This is a genomic window from Fibrobacter sp. UWT2, from assembly GCF_900142545.1.
Taxonomy (GTDB): Bacteria; Fibrobacterota; Fibrobacteria; order Fibrobacterales; family Fibrobacteraceae; genus Fibrobacter.
Genome location: NZ_FRBF01000011.1, coordinates 70959 through 94637, shown reverse-complemented (window position 1 = coordinate 94637; position 23679 = coordinate 70959). Strand labels below are relative to the sequence as shown.

The window sequence follows — 23679 nt, the reverse complement described above, 5'->3', positions numbered from 1 at the left end:
TAGTTAAACACGAAAATAAGCTACCCAGGGAATTTCCCTGAGCCCTTTTTCGCCCTAAAGATAAAAAAGTGAATGGCAGACGACAGCCGACACTCCGCCACCAATTGCGGAAATCAGGTCAAAAAAGCCACAAAATGTTACAAAAATCTTACAGCTTTTATACAAACTACGTATTGGAATGTTTACACATATAAACTAAATTTGAGGCTCACTTCAAGGAGCTAATATGAATCATCAATTCACAAAGGTTGCCGTATTGGCGGCAATTCCCTTATTCATGTCAGTCATTCTTTCTGGTTGCGAGGACGAAACCCTCAGTGGCGTCCAAGGCGAACTGAGTTCCGGCGGTAGCGACGGCAAAGACGGCAAGGATGGTAAAGATGGAAAAGACGGCAAGGATGGTAAAGACGGAACCAGCTGCACCGTTGCCGACACGACTGGATTAAGCAACAGAACTGGCTACAAGCTCATTTGCGCCGACACGCTCAAAGGTGTCGTGTGGGACGGCTTGGATGGAGAAGATGGCGTCGATGGTAAAGACGGTATCGACGGCAAGGACGGCTCCAACGGTAAAGACGGTTCCTCCTGCACAGTGATTGAAAATCCCGACATCAACGGCTACGACATTCTTTGCGGCAGCAAGAAGGTCGGTGAACTCCGCAACGGCGAAAAGGGCGACACCGGCGACAAGGGTGCCGACGGCAAAGACGGTACCGATGGTAAGGACGGAAAAGACGGTATCGATGGTAAAGATGGTAAGGACGGCATCGACGGAAAGGATGGCACCAATGGTAAAGATGGTGTCGACGGTAAGGATGGTACTAACGGTACCGATGGTAAAGACGGTAAGGACGGTTCTTCTTGCCGCGTCGATGTCAACAAGGATATCAACGGCTACGACGTCATTTGCGACAACGTGAAAATCGGTGAACTCCGCAATGGCGAAAAGGGCGCCGACGGTAAAGACGGAAAGGATGGCAAAGACGGTATCGATGGTAAAGACGGCAAGGACGGCTCTTCCTGCACAGTCATCGCCAACAAGGATATCAACGGATTCGACGTTTACTGCGGCAGCGAAAAGGTCGGCGTACTGATGAACGGCGAAAAAGGCGCTGACGGTAAGGATGGTGTCGATGGTAAAGATGGTACCGATGGCAAGGATGGCAAGGACGGTAAAGATGGCAACGATGGTAAAGACGGGGCCTCTTGCACCGTAGCTGAAAACGACAACGGCTATGACGTCATCTGCGGCGGTAAAAAGGTCGGTGAACTCCGCAACGGCGAAAAGGGCGCTGACGGTAAGGATGGTGCCGACGGTAAAGATGGCGCTGATGGTAAAGACGGCGAAGACGGTAAGGACGGTAAAGACGGTACTTCTTGCTCTGTCGTAAAGAACGACAAGATTAACGGATACGAAGTCTACTGCGGCACCGAAAAGATTGGCGAACTTTACAACGGTAAAGACGGCAAGGATGGTGCCGACGGTAAGGATGGCAACGACGGCCATGACGGCAACAACGGTAAGGACGGTACTTCTTGCTCTGTCGTAAAGAACGACAAGATTAACGGATACGAAGTCTACTGCGGCACCGAAAAGATTGGCGAACTTTACAACGGTAAAGACGGCAAGGACGGCGCCGACGGTAAAGATGGTAACGACGGTCATGACGGCAACAACGGCATTGATGGTAAGGATGGTACATCTTGCCGCGTTGAAGCCAACGACGACATCAATGGTTACGACGTCTACTGCGGTAAAGAAAAGGTCGGCGAAATTCGCAATGGTGAAAAGGGTGCTGACGGCAAGGACGGTAAAGATGGTAAGGATGGCAACAACGGTAAGGACGGAACGTCTTGCCGCGTTGAAGCCAACGAAAACATCAACGGTTTCGATGTCTACTGCGGCGAGCTCAAAGTCGGCGAACTCCGCAACGGCGAAAAGGGCGCTGACGGTAAGGACGGTGTCGACGGTAAAGATGGCACTTCCTGCCGTATCGAAGAGAACCAGACCAACAACGGCTACGACATTTTCTGCGGCAACATCAAGGTCGGTGAACTCAAGAACGGTGAAAACGGCAAGGATGGTGCCGACGGTAAAGATGGTAACGACGGCAAGGATGGTGACAACGGTAAAGATGGAACCTCTTGCTATGTCGTAAAGAATGATGCCATCAACGGTTACGACATCTATTGCGGCACCGAAAAGATTGGCGAACTCAAGAACGGTGAAAACGGCAAGGATGGTAAGGACGGAAAAGACGGCGAAGACGCACCTGGCGTTCAGCCTCTCAGCGACGAATGCAAGGCTCTCCGCTCCACCACCGACCAGTTCTCTTCTATCTACGATGTATTCGGCTGCCTCCGCCCCACTGAAAAGGTGACCTTCATTCTCCGCCACGCCGCACGTCCCAGCGACAAGTACGGACCGAACGATCCGCTGAACGATACGGGCATACAACAGTGCGCCACCGTCGGCAACAGGCTTAAAGAAATGGGCCTCGACGACTTCTCTTACATGCACACCTATTATTTCCGTGCCAAGCAGTCCGCGTGGATTATCGGCAACAACAAGAGTCAGTACATGGGCGATAGCCTCACCTGGTTTAGCGAAACCGATAACAGCTTCCAGACCACAAACAATGACCTGCTAGAAAAGGTGTACGTCAAGAACGAAAGCAAGCGTAACTCCTGCAAATCCGGCTGGGGCGGATTCTCTAAAGCTGCCTACAGGGATTACAGCAACAGCACCGAAAAAAGCAACTGCGAAGCCGCCTTCTTCGATGTCGACAGCATCGTAGACGTAATCGTCCATAAGTACTTCACCTATGACAAGATGAAGCCGGGCGTCACCTTGGCCATTTCGCACGACCAATTCCTGGTTCCGTTCGTCATCTCCATCAGCAAGCGCCAAATCCATGGTGCAGACGGACGCGACTTGCGTTATCACAAGTATTCCTCCGATGACAAGCATTGGATCAACTACCTGACCGGTGTTGCCATCATCACAGATATGGCCGACAACATCAGAATCATCCCGGTCACGGCTATGGATCGCGGTTTCTTGAAGTAAGCAGCTACGAACCTATACAAAAAGAACGCTCCGAAAAGAGCGTTCTTTTTTTATATCCTTTTGAACGGACAATAAAGAACCATATTCTCTGTTAAGGTTCCTTCTGGAAAACGGCGAAGTAGTTTTCTCCGTAAATTGTCGCTACATACTTTCCATTGCCGTAAACAACCCGTTCAATATCTCTATACGCGACCCTGTCTTGTTGTACCCAGTCCTGGCCATTCTCAGAAACAAGCAAATACGAAGTTGAGCCGGCCATCATCCCGCCTCCATAGGCAAGAAAGATCCCTCCCCCAAAAATGACACCCTCGTAGAAAATAGAAGAAGGGTTGCTATTCATAAAATTCGCCCGGTGCCACTCAAGACCATCTCTCGACCACTGCAACGCATCGCCTCCATTATAGGTGCCCCTTACATAAACGCCATTACCAAAAGCAATCTTATATCCGTTAAGAGTACCACTCGTACTTGTAGAATCCCATATAATACCATCATCCGAATACTTAATTACACCACTTCCGCTCGACATTCTATAGCCAGGTTCACCCCAAGCCACATTGTTTCCACATGCAGATCCACCGTCACGCAGCTTCATCTCTTGCCACGTTTCCAAGTCAGATGACACATAACAAGGATCGACACCTGTCGCAAAGACTTTATTATTGGCCACATGGAAATCGGCCTTTTGCAGCACCTCATCTTTCAGAAATTCCGCAGGGAGCCCCACCACAGGAATAGAATCCCATTGGGAACCATCTTCCGAACTGAAAAAGAAGGTTGTTTCCTCATCTACATGAAATAAATAATAAAAACGACCATTCCATGTAAAAGCCGATGTTATATTGTCGTGGCGGTTACACCTTAGCGTATCCGTTTTTTCCCATGTAGCCATATCATCTTTGGACACGAAGAAAACGTAATAACTATCATATACAGGCACTCCATTTTCATTCAGTCCCAGCCTTTCTATTTCAAAACGGCCCATTACCCACTTTCCATCATTATACAGAGGAGGAGCAAGCTGCTCAATAATCGCATTAAAATCCGGATTGTATTCTCTACCCGATAATTTAGGGGGCTCAACATATTCCAAGGAATCCAAAGACGAACTACTTTCTCCTTCATATGACGAGGATGATATATCGTTATCTGCGCTAGAGTTTGCGGAACTATCATCACACGCGATAAACAGAAGCGTCATCACGAATAACATAAGAATATTTATCATAAGAATTTACCCCGTATTGCAACCAACAATATATATATTTATCTTTAGCTTATGACAAACAAGTTCTTTATTTTCACTCCTATTACTCTTTTTTTATTAGCAGCACTTGTCGCTTGTAGCGACAAGCCGTCTTCATCAAACAATCAAGAAGAGCAAATTATTTCCCAACCCCAATGGTGGGAACTACAAGACCAGACTAGATATATGTTCCAAAGCGGCTCCTTGATTTCATTTACCAAGGACAGCGATACTGGTTTAAGAATGTTTTTTTGGGATAATTTAAATTGGTTCGGTGACGCGTATAATATACTGGACACAACCTTCACTCTAAATGATTTCCGATACATCCTACTGGACTACACTATCGCAGACACGAGTTCTTGTACTGTAGATAAAATGAAGCTATACATGGATGACGAACCCATCGCCTTCAACTTGGACTCCACCCAAGAATCACCCCTAAAACATTTCCGAGGCACATTTGATTTTCCCGATTTCGTCAACGACCATGTTTTCAAAATTCATTTTGATTCAGAAGAATGTCGAAACGTCCTAATGACATTCAAAGCCTCCATGAGCAAAGAGCCCGGTACCTGCTGGATGGCTACGGACATTCAGTCAAATCCAAGAGAAAGAGGGGCTTTCAACAAAGGTGACCTCATTCTTGGATTCCAGCCGATACTTTGGTACACTTTCGGTGAATTTCTCATTCCCGACACAACCTACTCCCATTGCATCTTGGTAAAGGCCGGAATGCCCCCTGACACACTTCGGCTTCCACTCCAATTCACAGAGCCATCAGACCATGACATTCCCGAAGCTTACCTCAGTTACCACAACAGCGAAGAACTTTCCAGTTTTCTGGGAACAGATTCTGTAGCTCAACTTTCCTGCGCCCTTTTCTACCAAAAATGGCTTGTACCATCCACACCCAAAGACACAAATCATTATACTTTCTCAAAGAAATTGAATTTCTCCTCCCAAAGGACCGCTCCACCTGAACGAGAAATTGTAAAGCTGGATAGCGTCAAATTCCAAATTACTTCTGAAAGAAACTTAGGTTTCGACTATTTCATAGCGAAGTACAAATTGAAGGGAAACGACACCCTCTACTATCAAAAAGTCAAATCCGATAAATCAGGCTATAAACAAGATATACAAACCTTCTCTATTTCGCCATACGATGCTATTACAGCTCTCATTGACTCCGTCAGCATTCTTATGGTCAAAGATAGCGATGCAGAATCATACCTCATTTACAAAGACTTGATCTATTTGAAAAATAGCATTCCCGCTCCGTCCAATGAAGAACACCTTCCCATTGACAGCACAGGCATCATCACGGAGACTTTCAATCGCCTAGCAGAAACGCTTGTCAAAGATACGACCATAAAGTCCTACATGATACTCAACACGATTGTCGAAAGTCCTGTTGAAGAGCCCGTTTCGGATGAAACTATAGATGAAGTTATAGACGAATAAAAACGAAAACGCCCCTTCCGGGGCGTTCTTTTTTTTCAAATGATTTCTGCGCGACAACAGCGAAGGTTACGGCACTTCAACGCTGTCGAGAATCTTCTGCACGACGGTTTCGGCAGAAACTTCTTCCGCTTCGGCCTCGTAACTCAGGATAATGCGGTGGCGAAGCACTTCCATAGCGACAGCCTTCACGTCTTCCGGCGTCACGTAGGCGCGGCCCTGAATGAACGCATGGGCCTTCGAAGCCTGGGCAAGACCGATAGAAGCACGCGGAGAGGCGCCCACTTCCACAAAGCCCACCAAGTCGCTGCGCTTGATGCTGCCCGGATCGCGGGTTGCAAGCACCAGGTTCACGATGTATTCGCGCACGCGTTCGTCCACGTACACCTGCTTCACCAGCTGGCGGGCGGCCAGAATATCTTCCTTCGTGGCGACAGCCTGCGGCTGGCGCAGCCCCGCACCGGCAACGGCGTCGAGAATCTTCATTTCGTCGGCCTTGTTCGGGTAAGACACCTTCACCTTCAACAGGAAACGGTCCACCTGGGCTTCGGGCAGCGGGTAGGTACCTTCCTGCTCAATGGGGTTCTGCGTGGCAAGCACCAGGAACGGTTCGTCGAGCTTGAACGTCTCGTCACCAATCGTGATATGGCGTTCCTGCATCGCTTCGAGCAAGGCGCTCTGCACCTTCGAGGGAGCACGGTTGATTTCGTCGGCCAGCACCAGGTTCGTAAAGAGCGGGCCCTTGCGGGTCTCGAACTTCGCTTCCCTCGCGTTGTAAATCGTGGTACCCAGCAAGTCGGCCGGCAACAGGTCAGGAGTGAACTGGATGCGCTTGAAATCGAGCGACACGGCATCGGCAAAAGCCTTCACCGCAGTCGTCTTGGCAAGGCCCGGCAGGCCTTCCAACAGCACGTGACCGTCCGCCAGAATACCCGTCAGAATGCTTTCTACCAGAGCCTTCTGGCCAATCACCGTACCTTCCACTTCACGCAGCAAGTTCATGCAAAAAGCACTCTGCTGTCTAACCTTTTCCGAAAGTTCCTGAATATCCATTTAGTTAACCTCTTCTGTTTTCGCGAATTAAGATACAAAATTCCACGAAAAAAGGCAAATGGGACTGGAAAGTGGTTAGTGATTGGTGGTTAGGAAAAGGGGCTCAGCCCCCTAACACCCCGAAAAAAGAATTCGAAGCTAAATATTCCCTTTCTTCCTATTGCAGGGACCACAAAGTAACTGAGCATTTGACAAAACGGTTCGACCGCCTTTAGACCAAGGTTCTATATGATCCACTTGTAGTTCTTCTTTATAAAACCATTTTTTGCAACATTCACACTGATACTTATTTTCTTGACATTCTTTTTGAGCAAGCAGTTCCCGTTTATCATCCACAGTAAACAACCTTTTGTCATCGACACTAATGCCTTGAACAATTGCCTGGATAATATTCTCTATTTCAACAGCCTTGTCCGTAAATTTCGCATCGTCACTTTTTAAATAACGCTTTATGCGTATATTTATATCTGATTTGTGTTCTTTCCAAATAGTCAGATCTTTTGCGTATTTTATTGATAGATTGAAAAGGATGTCCAAGTATCCATAATCGTCAAAGACTTCCCGAATAAATTTGAGATTTTTCATTATCAGTCTTTGGTCATCAGCAAAAGATTTGCTCTGGTTCGTTTTTACATAATCATCTAGTTCCTTAACATTGCGAAGATTGCAAATGTATTTTAGAACCTTCATTTGGTTCTTTCCTCGGTTATTAGGTCCGAGTACTTTAAGAGCATCTTTGTCTTGACTTATATAACTCGTTACACCTCGTAAATACTCTCCATTATACAGCCCATTCAACACCTCATAAGGACTAAGCGGAACACCTAAAGTATTTATGCGATTAAATATCTTTCTTTTAAGATCTTCTGAACCCGAACAAACAATCACACTAAGTTCTGTGGAATTAAATTTATCCTGCGTTTCACGATCCGTCTGCTTCCAAATTTTATCATTATACATCAAATCATTTTCTATAAACTTCTTTATTGATTCGATTCTCTGCTTGCCGTCCAACACCTCTAACTTTTCATCTTCGTTTTTCCAAAGATAAAAAGCAGGAAGCGGCACTTGATTTAAGATGCTATCAATTACAAGTTGTTGTTTTTCCGTGTTATAGATGATTTCGCGTTGCAAATCAATATCACTGATGATGATTCCATCGCGAATTTTCTCGTAAAGTTCTTTAATCTTCATCATGACGAACCTTCTTATTTTTCACGACAATTCTTGGAAATTCTCGATGGTATTTATACTTTCCATCCGGACACAATCTGTAAAAAGCCGCCCCTCCTTGCTGATATTCCCCTTTTTCAGCAATTTCTCTCATCGGTTTTGCCAATGTACCACTACAGCCTAGTATTTCAAATTGTTCAGGATTATATTTCTGAAGAAATGTAATAGGAACGCTCATTTCATCTGGATAATCGTACGGAATAAGATTAGTCTCTTTCACATGAATAGCATCATAGTTGACATACTTTGGATACCTTTCAGGAGAATATTCTTCCGTCAAAATCATTTCATCATGTCTTAAAGAAACTTCCATATTTGTAAACCAGCAACAAGACCGAACTTTATTATCGTTTTTAGGAATATGTGTTCCATCAGGACGGTCAAACCCTGTCATATGGAAATGATAACCTATCCACATTTTATTTTCATAAATGTATTTGAAACATTCTTTATATGTAATTGCGTTTTGCGGTCCTATTACAAGAAACTGCATCTTATTTTTAAACATTGTGTCAATAAATTCCCGAAATTGAGAAAAAGGAGGATTCGTAATAACCACATCATAATTTGAATAATCGATATCTTGAAAGCGAATGCCCTTTTGCATTGCAGGATTAAAACCGCTAACAGATATAGACTTTATTTTATATGCATCAGCATGAGACACCAAAAATTTTATGAAATTGCATTTTATTAAATCAATTTTTTTCTCAAAGGACTTTCGTGTTTCATCGATATTGATATCTTTGACAAAATTTAAGTTGTTGAACAAATCGGGCGAGCGGACCTCACTTCCGTCACTATAGACAATTTGCTGTTCAAAAGACTCATCCCAATCGCAAGGGCATAAAACACGTTTCCCCTTTAATTGAGCCCTATAATTCGGCAGTTCTGCAGCAATATCTGCATATATCGTATAGAATTCATCTTCTGCATTTCTTTTTGATTTTTGAATACGCTCAATTCTTGTCGGCATATTTCTGCATCCTCATCTGCGAGATAAGTTCTTATTGGATGCTTTTGTACTCAATGCCAAACAAAAAAGGCGTGGAGCCGAATGAGCCTACCACGACTGAGGGCTACCACACCCTTTTCTACGATAAGCACAAACGACCCACGCCCCAGATGGGACGTGAGCGTTCGTCTTATTCCCGTAGAATTTGAAAGTGGTAGTTTCAGTCGTGAGAATAAGAGACGAATCTCAAAAATTCCGGTCGCTCCGAACCATTCGGTACGGGGCTATGTCAATGGGAAATATAAATAAATATGCCTGTCAGAGACTGCCACGGCCCTAAAAGGGCCTCGCAATGACATGTAAAAAAAGAAATGCCCGGTCAAGCCGGGAATAATATTTAGGGCAAAAAACAAACCATATTCCCCACGCGGGGAAAATGGTCCGCACTATTACTTTTTCTTTTTCGCAGGGGCTGGCAACTCAAGGAGCATCGCGTCAAGCAAACGAACTAAGAGACCGTTGTCTTCAATCTGTTCGTTGGTCACGCGGAGCATGGGTTTCGCGCCATCGTATGGCAGTTGTTTCTTTGCGCCGGGGAGCATCGCCACCGCGGCAGACACGGGCTTCACCAGCAGGCGATCATCGTATATTCCGCCGAAGATTTTTCCGTCGGCATACAAGATGTACTCGCCCATCATCTTGCGGGTCGTTACACGCAATTCTCCCTTGAACTGCTGCAAAACATGGTCACGAAACTTTTCAGAACTCGGCATATAAAAAACCTTAATGGATTGCTTTGGCCCCTTGTTGGGGCCTCACAATGACGTCTTTTCATAATATACAAATTATTTTGTATATTACTCCCATGCTCAACTACGTATTCCTTATCCTTGCCATTGTCGCAGAAGCCGCCGGCACCACACTCCTCAAGATGTCGGAACAGTTCACCAAACTCGTTCCTTCCATTGCCTCGCTCGTTTGCTACGTGGCATCACTCTATCTGTTGAGCCTTTGCTTGCGCACCATTCCCATCGGCATTGCGTATGCCACCTGGTCGGCACTCGGCATCGCCCTCATCACAATCAGCGGCATCTTCTTTTTCAAGCAGATGCCCGACCTAGGCGCCATCATCGGACTCATCCTGATTATTTCCGGCGTCGCCGTACTGAATCTATTTTCGAAGATGGATATTCACTAGGTTCAGAGAACCTTTTCCATAAATACGCATTCAAATGTGTCATGATGGGCTTTACCACTTTCGTTGAAGTGATAGCCCATTTTTTCATAGAAGTCCGCGACATTCACGCGGCTCGAGATTTCGACTTTCTTGACGCCAACTTCGTGCATCCACTTTTCAGCCTCGGCAACAACCGCCTGGCCTAAATGCTTGCCACGATATTCCGGCAGCACCACGACGCGCCCGATTTCGGCAACGCCCTCGCGAACTTCAAACCAGCGGCAAGTGGCAACCGGGTAAATATCATCCAGCGCCAAAATGTAATGACAGTTTTCACCATCATGCGCATCGATTTCAGCATCCAGCGGAATCTGGTACTTGCGCATCATCGCAGCCATGCGCACGTAGTAGGCGCCAGCGCGTTCGCTTTCTTTTGTAACGCGAATAATTTTCATGAAAACGACCGATTAGTCTTCTTCAGAAATTCCCATAAGGGTCATGGCACCTTTCCAGGTTTCCTTGTTTTCGAAACCATCGCGCTTGCCGCCGCCGTAGCGGGCATGCGCGAATTCTTCTACAAGCGATTCCCAGCCTTCGAGGTTGCCATCTTTCACAAGGTTGTCGAGGTTGACCGCGGAGGCGGCCATTCCGAATTTTTCCGCCACGTATTCCTTGCAAATGCTTTCAAGTTCCAAGAGCCATTCGCGACTATCTGCCGTATTCACGCGCTGCTTGAGGACCATCATGCGTTCACGCAAGGCATCTTCTGCGGCGTTTTTAGCCGCGGCAGCCTCTCGCACGGCAGCACGGCGTTTCACTCGCCACAGGCCCGCTAAAAGCACACAAATCGCCACTACAAGCCCCACCGCAAACGGAAGCGGGTTAAACGGTTCATTCACGCGCACATCCACGCTTTCGCTCCGCAAATCGAGCGGTTGCCCCATTTGCGTCGGAATTTCAAACCGCATCGCCGGAATATGCAAGTTGCCCGTATCGGCAGCCAAAATCTTGTAGGTAAACGTAATCGAGGCAACTTCCTTGCCATCTTTCACAGAGCGCGCCGATTCCTGCGACATGCCTACCTGAGTCAGGCCCTTCGCATTCGCCGTGCCCGTCGGCACCACCAAAAGCGCACTCCCTTGCACGCCCCAAGAAACAGTCACCGGAAATTCAAACGTGTCGCCCACGGTCACCGCGGGCATTCCACCTTGCGGCCCCGCGGAAATCGAAATTCCAAGCTGTTCCGGCGTCGGCATTTCGATCTCCGGCGCCGCGACAACGCTATCTCCAACGCCAGCAGACTGCACCGAATCCGTCACCACATTTTCCACATTCAAAGAATCATTTTCCATACACGTAGAATATACAAAAAGAAGCCCTTGACGTTTTGTCAAGGGCTTCTATGCCTGCGAGGGGCAAGCCCCCTATTTAAAACGGTCTTACAAAGCCACCATTCAGCAAGGAACTATAAATACCCATCAAGATATCGGTGAAGTAGCTAGAGCCCGTATTAGCCGGAGTTCTGGTATTGAACAAATCCGTACAAGCGGTTACCCAAGTCGGATTGGAGCCAAAACCAGTTACGCACCAAGCACCAAGCCAATGAGACGGAATAGCCGTACCAGTGCTTGCAGCATCGCTCTTTGCCGGATCCCATGAGTAGTTGACCATCAACGCATTCGAAGACGGATCGCCTCCAGACTTTCCAGAAATAAAGGTGTTCAGCTTCGTCAAGATAGCCAAGGCGCGTTCATCCTGGAACCAGTAGTAATCCCATGCAATACGCCACGGAATACGCACTGATTCCTTGTTGAATGTCCAGTAAGTCTTGTCTGCAGAGCCGTTATCCGGTTTTGCAGCCACGCCAGCAGCGTCACTCCAGTCGGGGAACACGCCCGTACCGGCATTCTGCACCATAGCCATATAAGTATACATAGCATCCAATACGCCCAGCCAGTTATGAGTCGGATCGGTATCGACCATTGCAAACAAGCGGAGAGCCACCGGGGAGAAATAGCTGAGGTTATAAACTGCGCCATCTCCATGCCAGACATCATCATCACCCGAATAAATCAGCAAGTTTGTCGGGTTGATTTCCAATTCCCAAATGGCCTTCATAATGTTCAAAGCATCTGCAAGATAGTCGGCTGAGCCGGTCTTGTAATACATCAAGATAAGAGCCGTTGCAATGTCCAGGTCAGCGTCGGTAGCACTAGTGTAATCCACCTTCTTGGCAAAGCTGAAGGTAATCCACGGAGTAAGGTTAACGTCATAATAAGCGCGGAACGCCCTAGAATAATTCCAGATGCGTACAAATGCATCGGCATCGCCGTTAAAGTAAGTAAGCAACATGCCGTAGCCAACGCCTTCGGACACGGTGCAGCCACGATACTTCATGCTCGCAACATCGGAATCCTTGTTCAAGCAAGACGATTTGTAGTAACCCGTATTCTGGTTAGACCAAAGCACACGACCGGCCGGCAAATACTGCGCCGGGAAGAGGTCAGCAAACTCATCCGCATAAGAGGCATAATAGACCTGTTCCTCTTCAAGTGTCGCAAAATGAGCGGGCTTCCAAAGGGCATAAACATTGGCAGGATAAGCCGGGTTGGCAGAAGCGGCCAAAGCCACCGGCGACGTCCAAGCAGTTCCCGGATTGGTAACCGGCGTAGTGGTACCCGGATCAGTAGGAGTTGTCGTACCAGGATCAACAGGAACGGTCGAACCCGGATCCGTCGGAGTCGTGGTACCCGGATCAGTAGGAACAGTTGTACCGGGGTCGGTCGGAATTGTCGTACCCGGATCAAGAGTCGGATCCACAACAGGGTCAGGAGTACCCGACGAAGAATCATCGCCACATGCAGCAAGGCCAAAAGCCAAGCTCAAGGCCAAAGGAGCCATCATGGGAGTCAAAAATTTCTTGAAATGCATAACAACCTCGTTTTGCGTTTTCCTCAAATATATATTTTATTCCCTCTTTTCAAAGAAAGAACAAGAAAAAATAATCTCCAGTGTAATCTACATCATATAAAAAAAGAAGGATTGCGGAACCCGCAACCCTTCCTTAAGATTTTACCGAAGTAAGATTACTTCAGCATGATCTGCTGAGAGAGACCCATAGCGCGAACCATGTAGACACCAGCCTGGAGCTTGGAGAGATCCATGGTCTTCACAGAGGAGGCAGCCATAACAACCTGACCCTGGAGGTTCACAATTTCAGCCTTGGCAACAGACTTGCCGAAGGAAAGGGTACGGCCAGCGAGCTGAGCCTTCAGAGAAGACTGGATAGCCTTGGCACCGATAGCGACTTCACCGCACTTGCCGTTTTCGCCAACCTGAGTAATGTTGAACTGACCTGCAGAACCGGTCTTGGCCTGCACCTTCATCTTGATAGAAGCGACAGTAGCGAGAGCTTCGTCGATGGAGATGGACTGGTCAGCCTTTGCCCAGCTCGGCTGAGCGAACTTGGACCAAGGAACGTTTACAGTCTTAACGGCGGTAGCAGACTTACCCAGGTCATAAGCCGGGTTTGCGTAACCGATCTTAGCGTCGGTAGCGTCACCGAGGCCAAGTTCGAGGGTAGCAGCATGATCCACAGAGAAGGAAATGCAAACACCGCTCAAAGAGGAAACGTCAACCGGGATTGCCTTACCAGCAGCGTCGGCACCACCAACGTTGAAGCCGATACCGATGAACGGGTCATAGTCCAAGGTACCCTTATCGAGGGTGTAAGTACCGCAGATACCATTGCCGCAAGCTTCGAGAACAGGTTCCAATCCACCGTATTCTTCGTCCGGATCAGCAGCCCACTGCACGACAGAAGCGCCACCATCGGCGCCATCGGCGTAGAAGTACCAGTAACCAGAGTTGTCTTCACCAGCGTCGAGACCGGTGTCAACACGTGCAATACCATCAGCACCATTCCAGGTTTCGAAACCGAAAGAAAGGGCAGCTGCTGCCAAAACGGCAGAAATGCTAAGAATTTTCTTGTTCATAATTCTCTCTCTTTTTTTAAAGTTATGCCCACAAAGGGCGGTTCGCACCCTAATATATCTTTTTTTTTCGCAACCTGTCAAATATTTTTTCCTTTTTTTCGCTAAAAAACGGATACCACTTGCACAAACCTTTAAATCTTCAAAAAAACGCAAGAACGATAACAAAAATTTACTTACCCCCTTAAATTCCGCCATTTTTGCGAATGTAAGCGGCATCACACCTGTTATGAGCATTCCTTTTTTATTTCTTGCAGATATGGGAAAAAGGAACAAAAAATATATTTTTCCCCGTATTCACAAGTAAACATTATTTTAGGGGTAGAACCCTCCAAATATTCCATAATTAAGGTATCTTTACCCTCGATGGGAAATGGGATTATCTAAGGGAATCATTATGAAGATCAAAAAACTTATCCCCTGCCTGCTCGCACTCGCTGCGGTGCCGGCACTCGCGGCTGCATCCACTGCCACCCCCAAACGCATTGGCCCTGTCAGCTATTACGGTGCACTCCATACCGACGGCGGTAAAATCGTCGGTGCCAAGAACGGCCAAGAAGCCATGATTCGTGGTATGAGCCTTTTCTGGTCCGATGCAACAGGTATGCCGTACTACAACAAGAACGTTATCTCCTGGGCAGCCGAAAACCTGCCGATGGACGTTTTCCGTTTTGCCATGGGCATTACTTACTACGATAGCGATGGCGGTACCAGCAACGCCCTCGACGAAGCCTATTCCTATGCCGGCGCACCCGATGGCTACATGGGCATTATCGACCAGATGGTCGAAGCCGCTATCGAAAACGACATCTATATCATTATTGACTGGCACAGCCACCGCGCCACCAACGAACAGAATATTGCAAAGACCTTCTTTGAACAGGTTGCCAAGAAGTACAAGGACGTTCCTAACGTCATTTATGAAATCTTCAACGAACCCGTAAGCCAGAGCTGGGATCAAGTGAAGGGCTACGCCAACAACATTGTTCCGCTCATCCGCAACAGCACCGATAACCTGGTTCTGGTCGGTACACCGAGCTGGTCCCAGATGACCCAATACGGTGGCGTAAACGGCAAGAACGTGGGTTACGTTCTCCACTTCTATGCAGGCACCCATGGCGTAGGCACCTACGGTGGCCGCGCCACCCAGGCAAAGAGCAGCGGCAACGCCGTGTTCATTACCGAATGGGGTACCACCAATGCCGACGGTGCAGGCAGCCCGAGCAGCGGCAGCACCCAGGAATGGATGAGCTTCATGGAAACGAACAAGATCAGTAACTGTAACTGGAGTCTGCGTGCTGTCGGAAGTAAATACGCCGTCAACAACAAGCAAGAAACTTCCGCCATGTTCAGCGGCAGCGATGACTTGAACACGATTGGTAAGCTCAACGGCGCAAGCTACAGCGAATCCGGCAAGCTCGTTAAGGATTACCTTTCGAAGAATGCAACCGATTGGCCCAGTTTGTTTGCCAAGTCCCTGAAATCAGGTTCTTGCTCCTTTAACGCCACGACGGTTAAGGAATCTGCCGGCAGCGTTGCAAGCTCTCTCAAGTCTGGCTGTACTTACACATCCAGCAACGAAAACGTCGTGACCTCTACGGGCGATATCAAGAAAGCTGGCTACGTTATCATGACCGGTAATGACGGCTCTCAGTCCCTGGTTATCGTTAGCGCCGAAGCTAAGCAGACTATTGCAGGTTTTGTTGATCTCAAGTGCTACAACAACGGCGACTGCACCAACAACAGAACTCAGAAGTACTCTGGTGGCCAGAATATGGAATGGGTCGTCTCCGCGGCTAACACCACTGATGAAGGCGCCAAGTTCACCTTGACCTCCCTTGACCCGAGCATCGTCTCCGTCAAGACGGCCACCTGTTCCGACGCCTCCTGTTCTTCTCTCCAGAGGGGCAAGCAGGTTATCATGTATGAATTCAAGGGTTACGGTACCGCAAAGGTCGTGGCCACTGCCCCCGCAGCAGCCGGCTTCCCCGCCCTGCAGGATACTGTTGAAGTTTCCTACCTCAAGGCTATCAACAAGATTCACAGTAACTTCGGTAAGGGAGCCGACAAGCAAGGGAACCTGACCCTCGCCTTTGGCGACACTAAGGCCAAGTTCTTCCCGGACACCGCCATTTACGAAAAGGCCAAGGTTACTTATACCTTTAACGGCAAGGAATCTTCTGATTACCTGACCAAGAACGGCAACGACCTCGTTGCAGGCAACCAGAACGCCATCGTGATTGTTACCGGCCACGCCGACGAAACGGCGAACTACGGCGAAGTAACCCGTTCTTATACGGTTATCATTGGTGACGGTGCCTCTGCAGTGAACTTGGAAGAATACTACACCGAACTAATGAAGCAACAAGGCCAGCAGCCGGAAGTCGGAATCTTCAAGACGAAGCCGACACTTCCGCTCCGCGCCACCATTGCTAACGCTCAGTTGCATGTCAACTCCAAGGAATCTGGTGACATTTACGTAGACGTGTTCTCTATCATGGGTCAGAAGGTGCTCTCTAAAACCATGAGCAACAACACCGCCCTGTCCCTCGAAAACATTCCTACAGGCGCTTACCTGATCACCGTAAGACAGGGCGTCAAGCAGCTGAATATCAGGTGGACCAAGAAGTAATCTAGACCACAAGAAATTCCCTTAAAGAAAGCCGGGCGATATGTCCGGCTTTCTTTTTCATCCAACCATATTTCTAGAACATTCCAAAGGCGCCAAACATTATCTTAGATAATCCATAATCATCCAGAAAAGCCATCTATAACGGCATATAAAGAATCCTTTAGAACACTACAGCAAGGACACAGCCTCTATAAATTGCACCGGCATACAAAATGGAATAAAAAAGAATCCCGGCGATAGCCGGGATCCTTTAAGAGCTTTATTCTAAAGAGAATTACTTCTTCTTGGCCTTGTAATTGACTTCAGGACGGAGCTGCAAGCCGATAGTCACGAGGAGCGAGACAATCGGTTCGTGATGGTCTTGGGAGAGGTCGTAGACCGCAACGCCAGCCATGCCATCGCTCTTGACCTGTTCGGCAACCGCCTTCACAGAAGGAATGCCCATGAACACGATGGTTTCGGCATCGCTCACGGCCACTTCGGACTTAGAAGAAGCATCAAAGGTCACCTTGTATTCCGGAGAATCAAACTTGCCCATCAGTTCGGCGTAGGACACGTAACCTTCGTTACCGCTACCCGTACCCTGGTGAGACGTTCCGAGACCCTTAGCGCCGCTCCAGGTTTTGCCATAAAGGAAGATCACCGGCACGAGCAGGTCGCCGTTCACGCCGGCGCCCTTCACTGCGTCCAGGGTTTCTTCAACAGATTTGGCACTCTGGTTCGGAACCACGGAGGAATTGTCTTCGGTCATCTGGTCAGCCATGAACACGTCTACGTAAGCGAGGCGGTTCAGAGCGTCAGCCTTGTAAGCATCCATGCCGGCAGCCGGATAAATCACGGCGGTCACCGGAGCACCCGAAAGGCCATCAACCAAGGCGTTCAGCAACTTGGCGTAATCTTCGGCATCTTCAGCCGTGAGGTTCTGCCAGTCCACTTCCACACCGTCGCCGCCGTTTGCAGAAAGCCAGCTGGAGACATTCGAAACGAAAGTCGGCAAAAGTTCTTCGGAAGAAGCGATTGCCTTCAAGTTGCCTTCGTTTTCGATACCGCCCACAGAGACAATCAACTTTACGTTGTTGTCCTTGGACATCTGCACGAGCGTCTTGAAGTTTTCAGCATCGTTTTCGTCAGCAAAGGCGACCGAGCCGTCTTCACCGGCAGCGAGACCGACATAGTGAATGTCCGTCACGAAGTTATAGCGGATATCTTTCGGATAAAACTGAGAATACTGGCTCCAGTAGGGGTAAAAGCCAACTACCTTGTCGGCAGCAGCCTGGGCTGTAACAGCAGCCCCAAGAGCAAGAGACAAAAGAATCGGTTTAATATTCATAAATTCACCTCTTCCTAATTAAGTTCGCGGGGTTCGCCGTTATCGTCGCAATAGAGCTTGGTCATCGGATATTCAGCCGTCGCAATGTACGTGGCTGTAACCGGATCAAGTTCGTAAAGCTTTTGGCCGAGGTTGTCACCTTCCTTGCAGCGTCTGTAGGCCCAGCCATGATCCTGTCCATAAACAGAATACTGGTAGCTAATGGCAAACAGATCCAGCGGAATGGTGGCAATCAATTCCCAATCGTTCAGGGCATCGACAAAGTTATACTCCTTTGCGGCCTTCACGAGGCTCGGGTTCACCATGCCTTCGACAGGAACCGGAACCACACCGACAGAGTCCTTGTTTTCACGGATCTTCAAGCCCGCTTCAGCAGGCTTATCGGTCTTAGTGTTGAATTCGTAGTCGGCAGCGGCATAATCTGTAGCAGTTCCCGTGCAAGTAGAATCAGCAAAGGCACTTACTGCAGAAATGGCAGCATCGGCATCCAAAGTAATGGAACCACCATTGGCGCTATCAGGGCAGAACCAGACCTTGGCAAACTTGGCATCTGCTTCGGTCTTGGACTTTACACCAACAGCAAGGGTATCCGTAGTAGTTTCATAAATAATCGAATCCTTACTGGAGCCCTGCAGAGTGAGATTCCAGTCGTCATCGGAATAGCCGGCATAGGTCGTCACGATTTTATGGATCGTAGCAGTATCCTGTTCAAAAGCAGTTTCGTCAGCAGTCTTGGCTGCTTTGAATTCCGTATAAATACCTGCGCTACGAGCTGCGGCTTCGGCATTCGAATTATGGATAGAGATAAAGTCCTTAATCTGAATGCGCTTCAATTCCGGATGGAGTTCTATATATTCGTTGACATCGAAGTCCGCCGGAAGGTTTCCTTCCAGAGCTTCAGCTTCGTCAACAGACATAGAGGAGCAGCCTACAAAAGCCGAGGCAACAGCAATCGAGAATAAGATTTTAAAGTTTTTCATTGCAATACCTCTTAGAAATTCACCGTCACATCGGCAATAATTACACTCTTGTCAATCGCCAGTTCTGCAGGAGTCATCTGGACAGCGGCTTCGCCGGTCAGAGGATCCAGAACAGGGGCGCCGGTTTCGTCGAGCATCGCGCTAGCCGAATTGAAGGAAATCTTGTCCGTGAGGAGTCCGTACTGTACCGACAGGTAGGAATGCGGAGCAATCTTGACCTTCGGACCCACAAGAAGCATCGATTCTTCGGCCTTAGTGACAGAAGCGAGATTAGAAACAAACAGCGGAACGCCGAATTCACGAGTCGACATCTGGTAGCCGGCCAAGAGGGACACCGGGCCAATCACGTCGATGTTTGCGCCCGCCATGATGCGGTCGTTCTTACGCTGGTAGCCCTTGTCTTCTTCGGCATGGTCATAAGAGCCCTGGAGCTTGATCTTGCGATCCAGTCCGAAGAGGCGACCGAAATCAACGCCAAGGCCAGCAGCATAGCGAGTGAACTTGATTTCTTCGATATCGGAGTTCACCGTCGAAATCATGCCAAAGAGAGCGTTCAGTTCAACAGCGCCATTCCAAGAGAGGTCCAGGTTCACGTTCAAGCCCTTGCGGTCGCCAGTAGCAACACCGAACGGGAGAGCCATATCGTTTGCCGGATCCAGATAGAGGAGTTCCGCCTGAATTTCGCGAGCCTTCTTGACATCGGCATTGTAGCCGTTGCGGTAGAAGTGGGCGTTCTTGTAGTTGTTGTACAAGCGGTAATACATGTTACCCGATTCAGCCTGATCCGTGAGGGCGTTCTTGGAATTGGACGTCATCAAGTTGCCGGCATAAAGCGGATTGGAGTTGTACACCGTCATGTACATGTTTTCGAGGCTAGACATGCCGAAGCCGTCGATCAGGTCTTCGTAACCGGCATTGTCGCTGAACAAGGCGTTAGCGTTCAACACCGTAGCACCGCCACGATAAACCGGGCTAGAAGCCATTTCGCTCCAGAACTTTTCGTCGTTCTGCAAGTACATCACCTTAAGGGAACCTTCGATACCGGCCATGTCGATGTTTACATAAGGTTCAACATAGAAACCAGTGCCATCGATAGTGCCCAAGTCTTCGGATACGTCCTTCACATCGGACTTTTCATTCACCTTGACATAGATGAAAGAAGTATCGCGACGGTTCGTCAAAGCCGGATCCAAAACAACCATGAATTCGTTCAATTCATAGTACTGCACATTCTCGCTCACCACATAGTCACGAGAATTTTCCAACGAAGTCATACCGAATTCGCCGTTCAAACCGAAGCTGACCGGCAGATCCTTAAGAAGTTCCTTGGAATCGAAACCTGCTTCGATAGAAAGCACGGAGTTGTCTTCGTAATACACCGTGTCGGTAGTAGCGGTCTTACGAGCGCGACGGCCCTTGATACGGTCGAACACGTCGGTGTAGTTCACACCCAAGTGAGCGCCAAAGGCATCGGCACCGAGACGCAGGCCGTAGAAGTAGCGGTCGGTCCAGTCAAAGTCAAAGAACACCTGGTCGGTCTTCTTGGCAGCATCACGCATGCGAGCACCAGTGACCTGGGCGTGAATGTCGCTCAAGGGACCCACAGCTCCGCTATGGAAGTCTGCGTTAAGACCCTGCATCAAGCGACGGCTCGTGGTATCCAGATTGCGCTGGGCCAAAGCTTCAACACGCTTTTCTGCAAAGATTTCAGGTTCCTGGAGCAGCTTCTGCTGCGGGGTGTAAAGAGTGTAAGGCGTATAGCCAACACGCATATAACCCAAGTTGAAATCCAAGTGCTTGTTCAGGATTTTACCATCGTAGCTGAACCAGTGACCAATGACGGGATTGTTGTTTTCGTCAAAGGCACTCTGCCAGTCCTTATGCAAACGGAGCTGGATGGTAGCCTGAGTTTCAGCACTCGGATGACCCGTGAGCACCAAGTTAGCGTCAGTGTAAGCCTGGTTTTCTTGCGTCGGAGACTTGTCGCTAAACTGATCGGACTTGGCCATGGAAGTAAGTCCACCGGCCTTGATCGTTCCATTAAACTTGAGACCCAAAACAGATGCGCTCAAGGAATCAAGTTTCTGCAAAAGCGAAGTCTGCTGGGCTTCGACACTTTCGCCTTCAGCAAAAGCCGTTGCCGCAGAGAACAAGATGGCAGAGGTAAGAGCAATTTTCTTAGTAAGCATCATTTTCATACCCTCCCATTAAAATTCCACGTTAATGGAGGCTTCAAGAACCATCTGAGAGAATTCACTCTTGAACACTCCAGAGACGTCCTTTGTAACATCATAGTAGTCCGGAATGTTCACAGCACCGTCGGAAGAACCCTGCTGAACAAGATTCATGGTGTTGTATTCATTCGAGACATTGATCATACCGAAGTTAATCGCAAGCCATGCGTCAGGAGCGATGTTGTAGTCGAGACCGACCATCCACTGCATCTGTTCGCCCTTCATCAAAGGAGCGATTGCAGAGTAGGGGTTGTTGTCGATGTTTTCGTATTCGGTATTAATCATCTGGAAACCAGCATTAAAGCCGAGGCGCGGCAGGTACTGCACGTAGAGGCCAGCGTTAATGAAGTCGGACTTGAGAGAAGTCTTCTTGTCAGCCTTGCCCAAAGCAGCCCAACCATCGGTATCCATGGTGCGTTCGGAATGCTTGTAGGAACCGGAAATTTCGAGAGGTTTGCTGAAACCGAGCATCTTGAAGATGTCGATCTTTGCGCCACCGCCGAATTCCGTATACTGGGCAGCTTTGTAAGTCAGCACTTCAGGAACCGCGACATCGTTCACGACATTGTAATGCGTGAAGGACTGACCCTTGACCTGGTTGAACATGCTGAAGAGACCCTGGACTTCAACGAATTCCTTGAAGTTAGCCACCAGGTTCACGCGGGCACCCACGCGGTTTGCCGTAGCGAGACCGTACGGGAGAGCCATCTGCAGAGCCGGATCCAAGAGGTATTCCATCAGAGCCAGCTGATTGCGAGTATAGACGTTCGTGGTCCAAGAATTCTTGTTGTAGTTTGCGATGTTGTAGCTGTTAACTTCGCTACCCTTGAAAGCGTCGTCATTGGTGTTGAGTGTCGTCGCCACCGGGCTGAACTTGGGAGTGAAGTTATAAAGAGCGTCAAAAGAAGAATACAGCGGAGAGTTCACGCCATACTTGACCGTCTGACCATCCTTATCGGAGTTCTGGACGCGCTGGGCGAAGAATCTCGGAGACTGGGCGAGGTTGTTGAACCAAGCGCTGTCGTTCATAATGAAGTCAACGGCAAGGCGAGCACCCCAGAGGTCCGTCTTGTAACCCAAATTGGCGTTCACCAAGAGAGCGATGCCGGTTTCCTTTTCGTTATGGAATCCTGCAGAGTCCACATAGAGTTCATCATCGTCGTTTCTCTTGTAAGCGATCATCGGCACGCCAGTAAAGGTTGCCGGATCTTCAATTTCATCACCATTTTCGTCGACCAGGACCGGAGAACCGTCGGCGTTCTTTTCATAAGCCAGAGCAGAGTCCGGATAGTAGACCTTGTCGTTAGACATTGCGAATTCGCCCGTCACGTCAAGAATCAAGTTCTTGTTGTTCATGAGGGAAGCAACATCGGCACCGATACGGCCACTGACGATGAAGGTTTCCTGCGGGTTGGGTTCGAAGGGGTTGATCGAAACCGTGTCGTAAGGAGCGTTCACGTCGTTCTTCGGATGACGATAAGCGTAGGTGTAACTGTCTTCGTTATCGAAGATGTACATCGGCGTCACGCCCAAGTACAAGGAACGATTGAGCGGCAACATTTCAAAGTTACCGGCTGCAACGAACTTGTCCATATTGGCAGACTGGGAAGCACCCCAGACGGCATCGTTAGGCAAGATGTTGCCTTCGGCACCGGAAAGGTCAATCACAGCCGTGCGGTTGATTCGTGCGAACAAACCTTCTGCACGAACTTCACCGAGAGCAGAACCCAGATCGGCACGGAACTGGAGGTTTGCACCCTGCAAGTTGCGCTGATTGCCTTCGAGGAACTGTTCATGTTCGGCCATGTAACGCTTGCGAGCGAAAATCTGCGGTTCGTACATGATGTCGAGGCTCGGCAAGAACAAGGTCAGCGGAGAGTATTCCTGGCGGAAGTCACCCACGACCCAGTAGAAGTTGTTGCCAAGGTTGCCTTCGGCATTGATCCATGCCACAGAAATCGACTTGGCGGCAGAGGCAAAGTATTCCTGCATACCGGCTTCAAGACGGAGAGTTGCGTTGGCGCGAACGTTTTCCCAGGGGCGGAAACCAAAGTTCAAGTCGGCCGTAACGAATTCGTCCTTTTCCACATTCGGCATGTGGTTGAGGCCCGTCGGATCGTTATCGGTACTGAATCTGGACGTCTGGGCTACTGCCCTAATGCTACCGGTGATTTCAACGCCACGCTTTGCGTTAGCGGAATCAACCTTGCTCTCAATCAATTCCTGATTTTCTACAACCGAGGCTGCAGAAGCGGCCATAGAGGCAGCGAGGATAGCGGCAAAAGTCTTTTTCATATTCATAGTCTTTTTCATGTT

At 48.6% G+C, this 23679-nt stretch carries 17 protein-coding genes; 4 read left to right on the top strand and 13 right to left on the bottom strand.

Going from position 1 to position 23679, the window contains the following annotated elements:
* The first annotated feature begins 226 nt into the window (after positions 1-226).
* Complete coding sequence (locus tag BUA40_RS14685; protein ID WP_072800354.1) at positions 227-3070, top strand: hypothetical protein; 2844 nt, start codon at positions 227-229, stop codon at positions 3068-3070.
* 91 nt (positions 3071-3161) lie between these two features.
* Here the strand turns inward: BUA40_RS14685 and BUA40_RS09220 are convergent, their stop codons facing one another.
* The gene (locus tag BUA40_RS09220) at positions 3162-4172 is read right to left on the bottom strand and encodes a hypothetical protein (RefSeq protein WP_143149752.1); all 1011 of its coding nucleotides are present in this window, start codon (positions 4170-4172) and stop codon (positions 3162-3164) included.
* Between the two features lie 177 nt (positions 4173-4349).
* Between BUA40_RS09220 and BUA40_RS09215 the strand changes: the two genes are divergently transcribed.
* Positions 4350-5780 (top strand): hypothetical protein, encoded by a 1431-nt coding sequence (locus BUA40_RS09215; RefSeq protein WP_072800352.1) that lies wholly within the window; start codon positions 4350-4352, stop codon positions 5778-5780.
* 66 nt (positions 5781-5846) lie between these two features.
* On the opposite strand, the gene BUA40_RS09210 is transcribed toward BUA40_RS09215, so the two are convergent.
* The 4 genes from BUA40_RS09210 to BUA40_RS09195 form a co-directional block, all read right to left on the bottom strand.
* Positions 5847-6830 (bottom strand): AAA family ATPase, encoded by a 984-nt coding sequence (locus BUA40_RS09210; RefSeq protein WP_072800351.1) that lies wholly within the window; start codon positions 6828-6830, stop codon positions 5847-5849.
* 138 nt (positions 6831-6968) lie between these two features.
* Positions 6969-8027 (bottom strand): HNH endonuclease family protein, encoded by a 1059-nt coding sequence (locus tag BUA40_RS09205; RefSeq protein WP_072800350.1) that lies wholly within the window; start codon positions 8025-8027, stop codon positions 6969-6971.
* Complete coding sequence (locus BUA40_RS09200; protein WP_072800349.1) at positions 8014-9039, bottom strand: adenine-specific methyltransferase EcoRI family protein; 1026 nt, start codon at positions 9037-9039, stop codon at positions 8014-8016. Before BUA40_RS09200 ends, BUA40_RS09205 begins: the two co-directional genes overlap by 14 nt.
* 428 nt (positions 9040-9467) lie before the next feature.
* Entirely contained in the window at positions 9468-9791 is a 324-nt protein-coding gene (locus BUA40_RS09195) for a TfoX/Sxy family protein (RefSeq protein WP_072800348.1), read from the bottom strand.
* Between the two features lie 92 nt (positions 9792-9883).
* Here BUA40_RS09195 and BUA40_RS09190 point away from each other — a divergent pair, with 92 nt between their 5' ends.
* Entirely contained in the window at positions 9884-10216 is a 333-nt protein-coding gene (locus tag BUA40_RS09190; RefSeq protein ID WP_072800347.1) for a DMT family transporter, read from the top strand.
* Between the two features lie 2 nt (positions 10217-10218).
* On the opposite strand, the gene BUA40_RS09185 is transcribed toward BUA40_RS09190, so the two are convergent.
* From BUA40_RS09185 to BUA40_RS09170, 4 genes are all read right to left on the bottom strand, one after another.
* Positions 10219-10650 carry a GNAT family N-acetyltransferase gene (locus tag BUA40_RS09185; RefSeq protein ID WP_072800346.1) on the bottom strand — a complete coding sequence of 144 codons (432 nt, stop codon included), beginning with the start codon at positions 10648-10650 and terminating at the stop codon, positions 10219-10221.
* A 12-nt stretch (positions 10651-10662) separates the two neighbouring features.
* Entirely contained in the window at positions 10663-11547 is an 885-nt protein-coding gene (locus BUA40_RS09180; RefSeq protein ID WP_178299594.1) for a BatD family protein, read from the bottom strand.
* A 76-nt stretch (positions 11548-11623) separates the two neighbouring features.
* Positions 11624-13126, bottom strand: coding sequence for a glycosyl hydrolase family 8 (locus tag BUA40_RS09175; protein WP_072800345.1), 1503 nt, complete (start codon positions 13124-13126; stop codon positions 11624-11626).
* A 155-nt stretch (positions 13127-13281) separates the two neighbouring features.
* Entirely contained in the window at positions 13282-14190 is a 909-nt protein-coding gene (locus BUA40_RS09170; protein WP_072800344.1) for a T9SS type A sorting domain-containing protein, read from the bottom strand.
* Between the two features lie 394 nt (positions 14191-14584).
* Between BUA40_RS09170 and BUA40_RS09160 the strand changes: the two genes are divergently transcribed.
* Positions 14585-16819: a cellulase family glycosylhydrolase gene (locus BUA40_RS09160; RefSeq protein WP_072800342.1), complete on the top strand. Its 2235-nt coding sequence runs from the start codon at positions 14585-14587 to the stop codon at positions 16817-16819.
* A gap of 274 nt (positions 16820-17093) precedes the next feature.
* Here BUA40_RS09160 and BUA40_RS09155 read toward each other — a convergent pair whose 3' ends face one another.
* From BUA40_RS09155 to BUA40_RS09140, 4 genes are read right to left on the bottom strand one after another with little or no spacing between them, the layout of a single operon-like run.
* A complete protein-coding gene (locus BUA40_RS09155) occupies positions 17094-18149 on the bottom strand; it encodes a glycoside hydrolase family 18 protein (protein ID WP_072800341.1) in 1056 nt (351 codons plus the stop codon).
* A 14-nt stretch (positions 18150-18163) separates the two neighbouring features.
* Positions 18164-19129, bottom strand: a complete 966-nt coding sequence (locus BUA40_RS09150; RefSeq protein ID WP_072800340.1) for a hypothetical protein — start codon at positions 19127-19129, stop codon at positions 18164-18166.
* A gap of 11 nt (positions 19130-19140) precedes the next feature.
* A complete protein-coding gene (locus BUA40_RS09145) occupies positions 19141-21321 on the bottom strand; it encodes a hypothetical protein (RefSeq protein ID WP_255369268.1) in 2181 nt (726 codons plus the stop codon).
* Between the two features lie 15 nt (positions 21322-21336).
* A complete protein-coding gene (locus BUA40_RS09140; protein WP_072800338.1) occupies positions 21337-23676 on the bottom strand; it encodes a hypothetical protein in 2340 nt (779 codons plus the stop codon).
* Positions 23677-23679 lie beyond the last annotated feature (3 nt).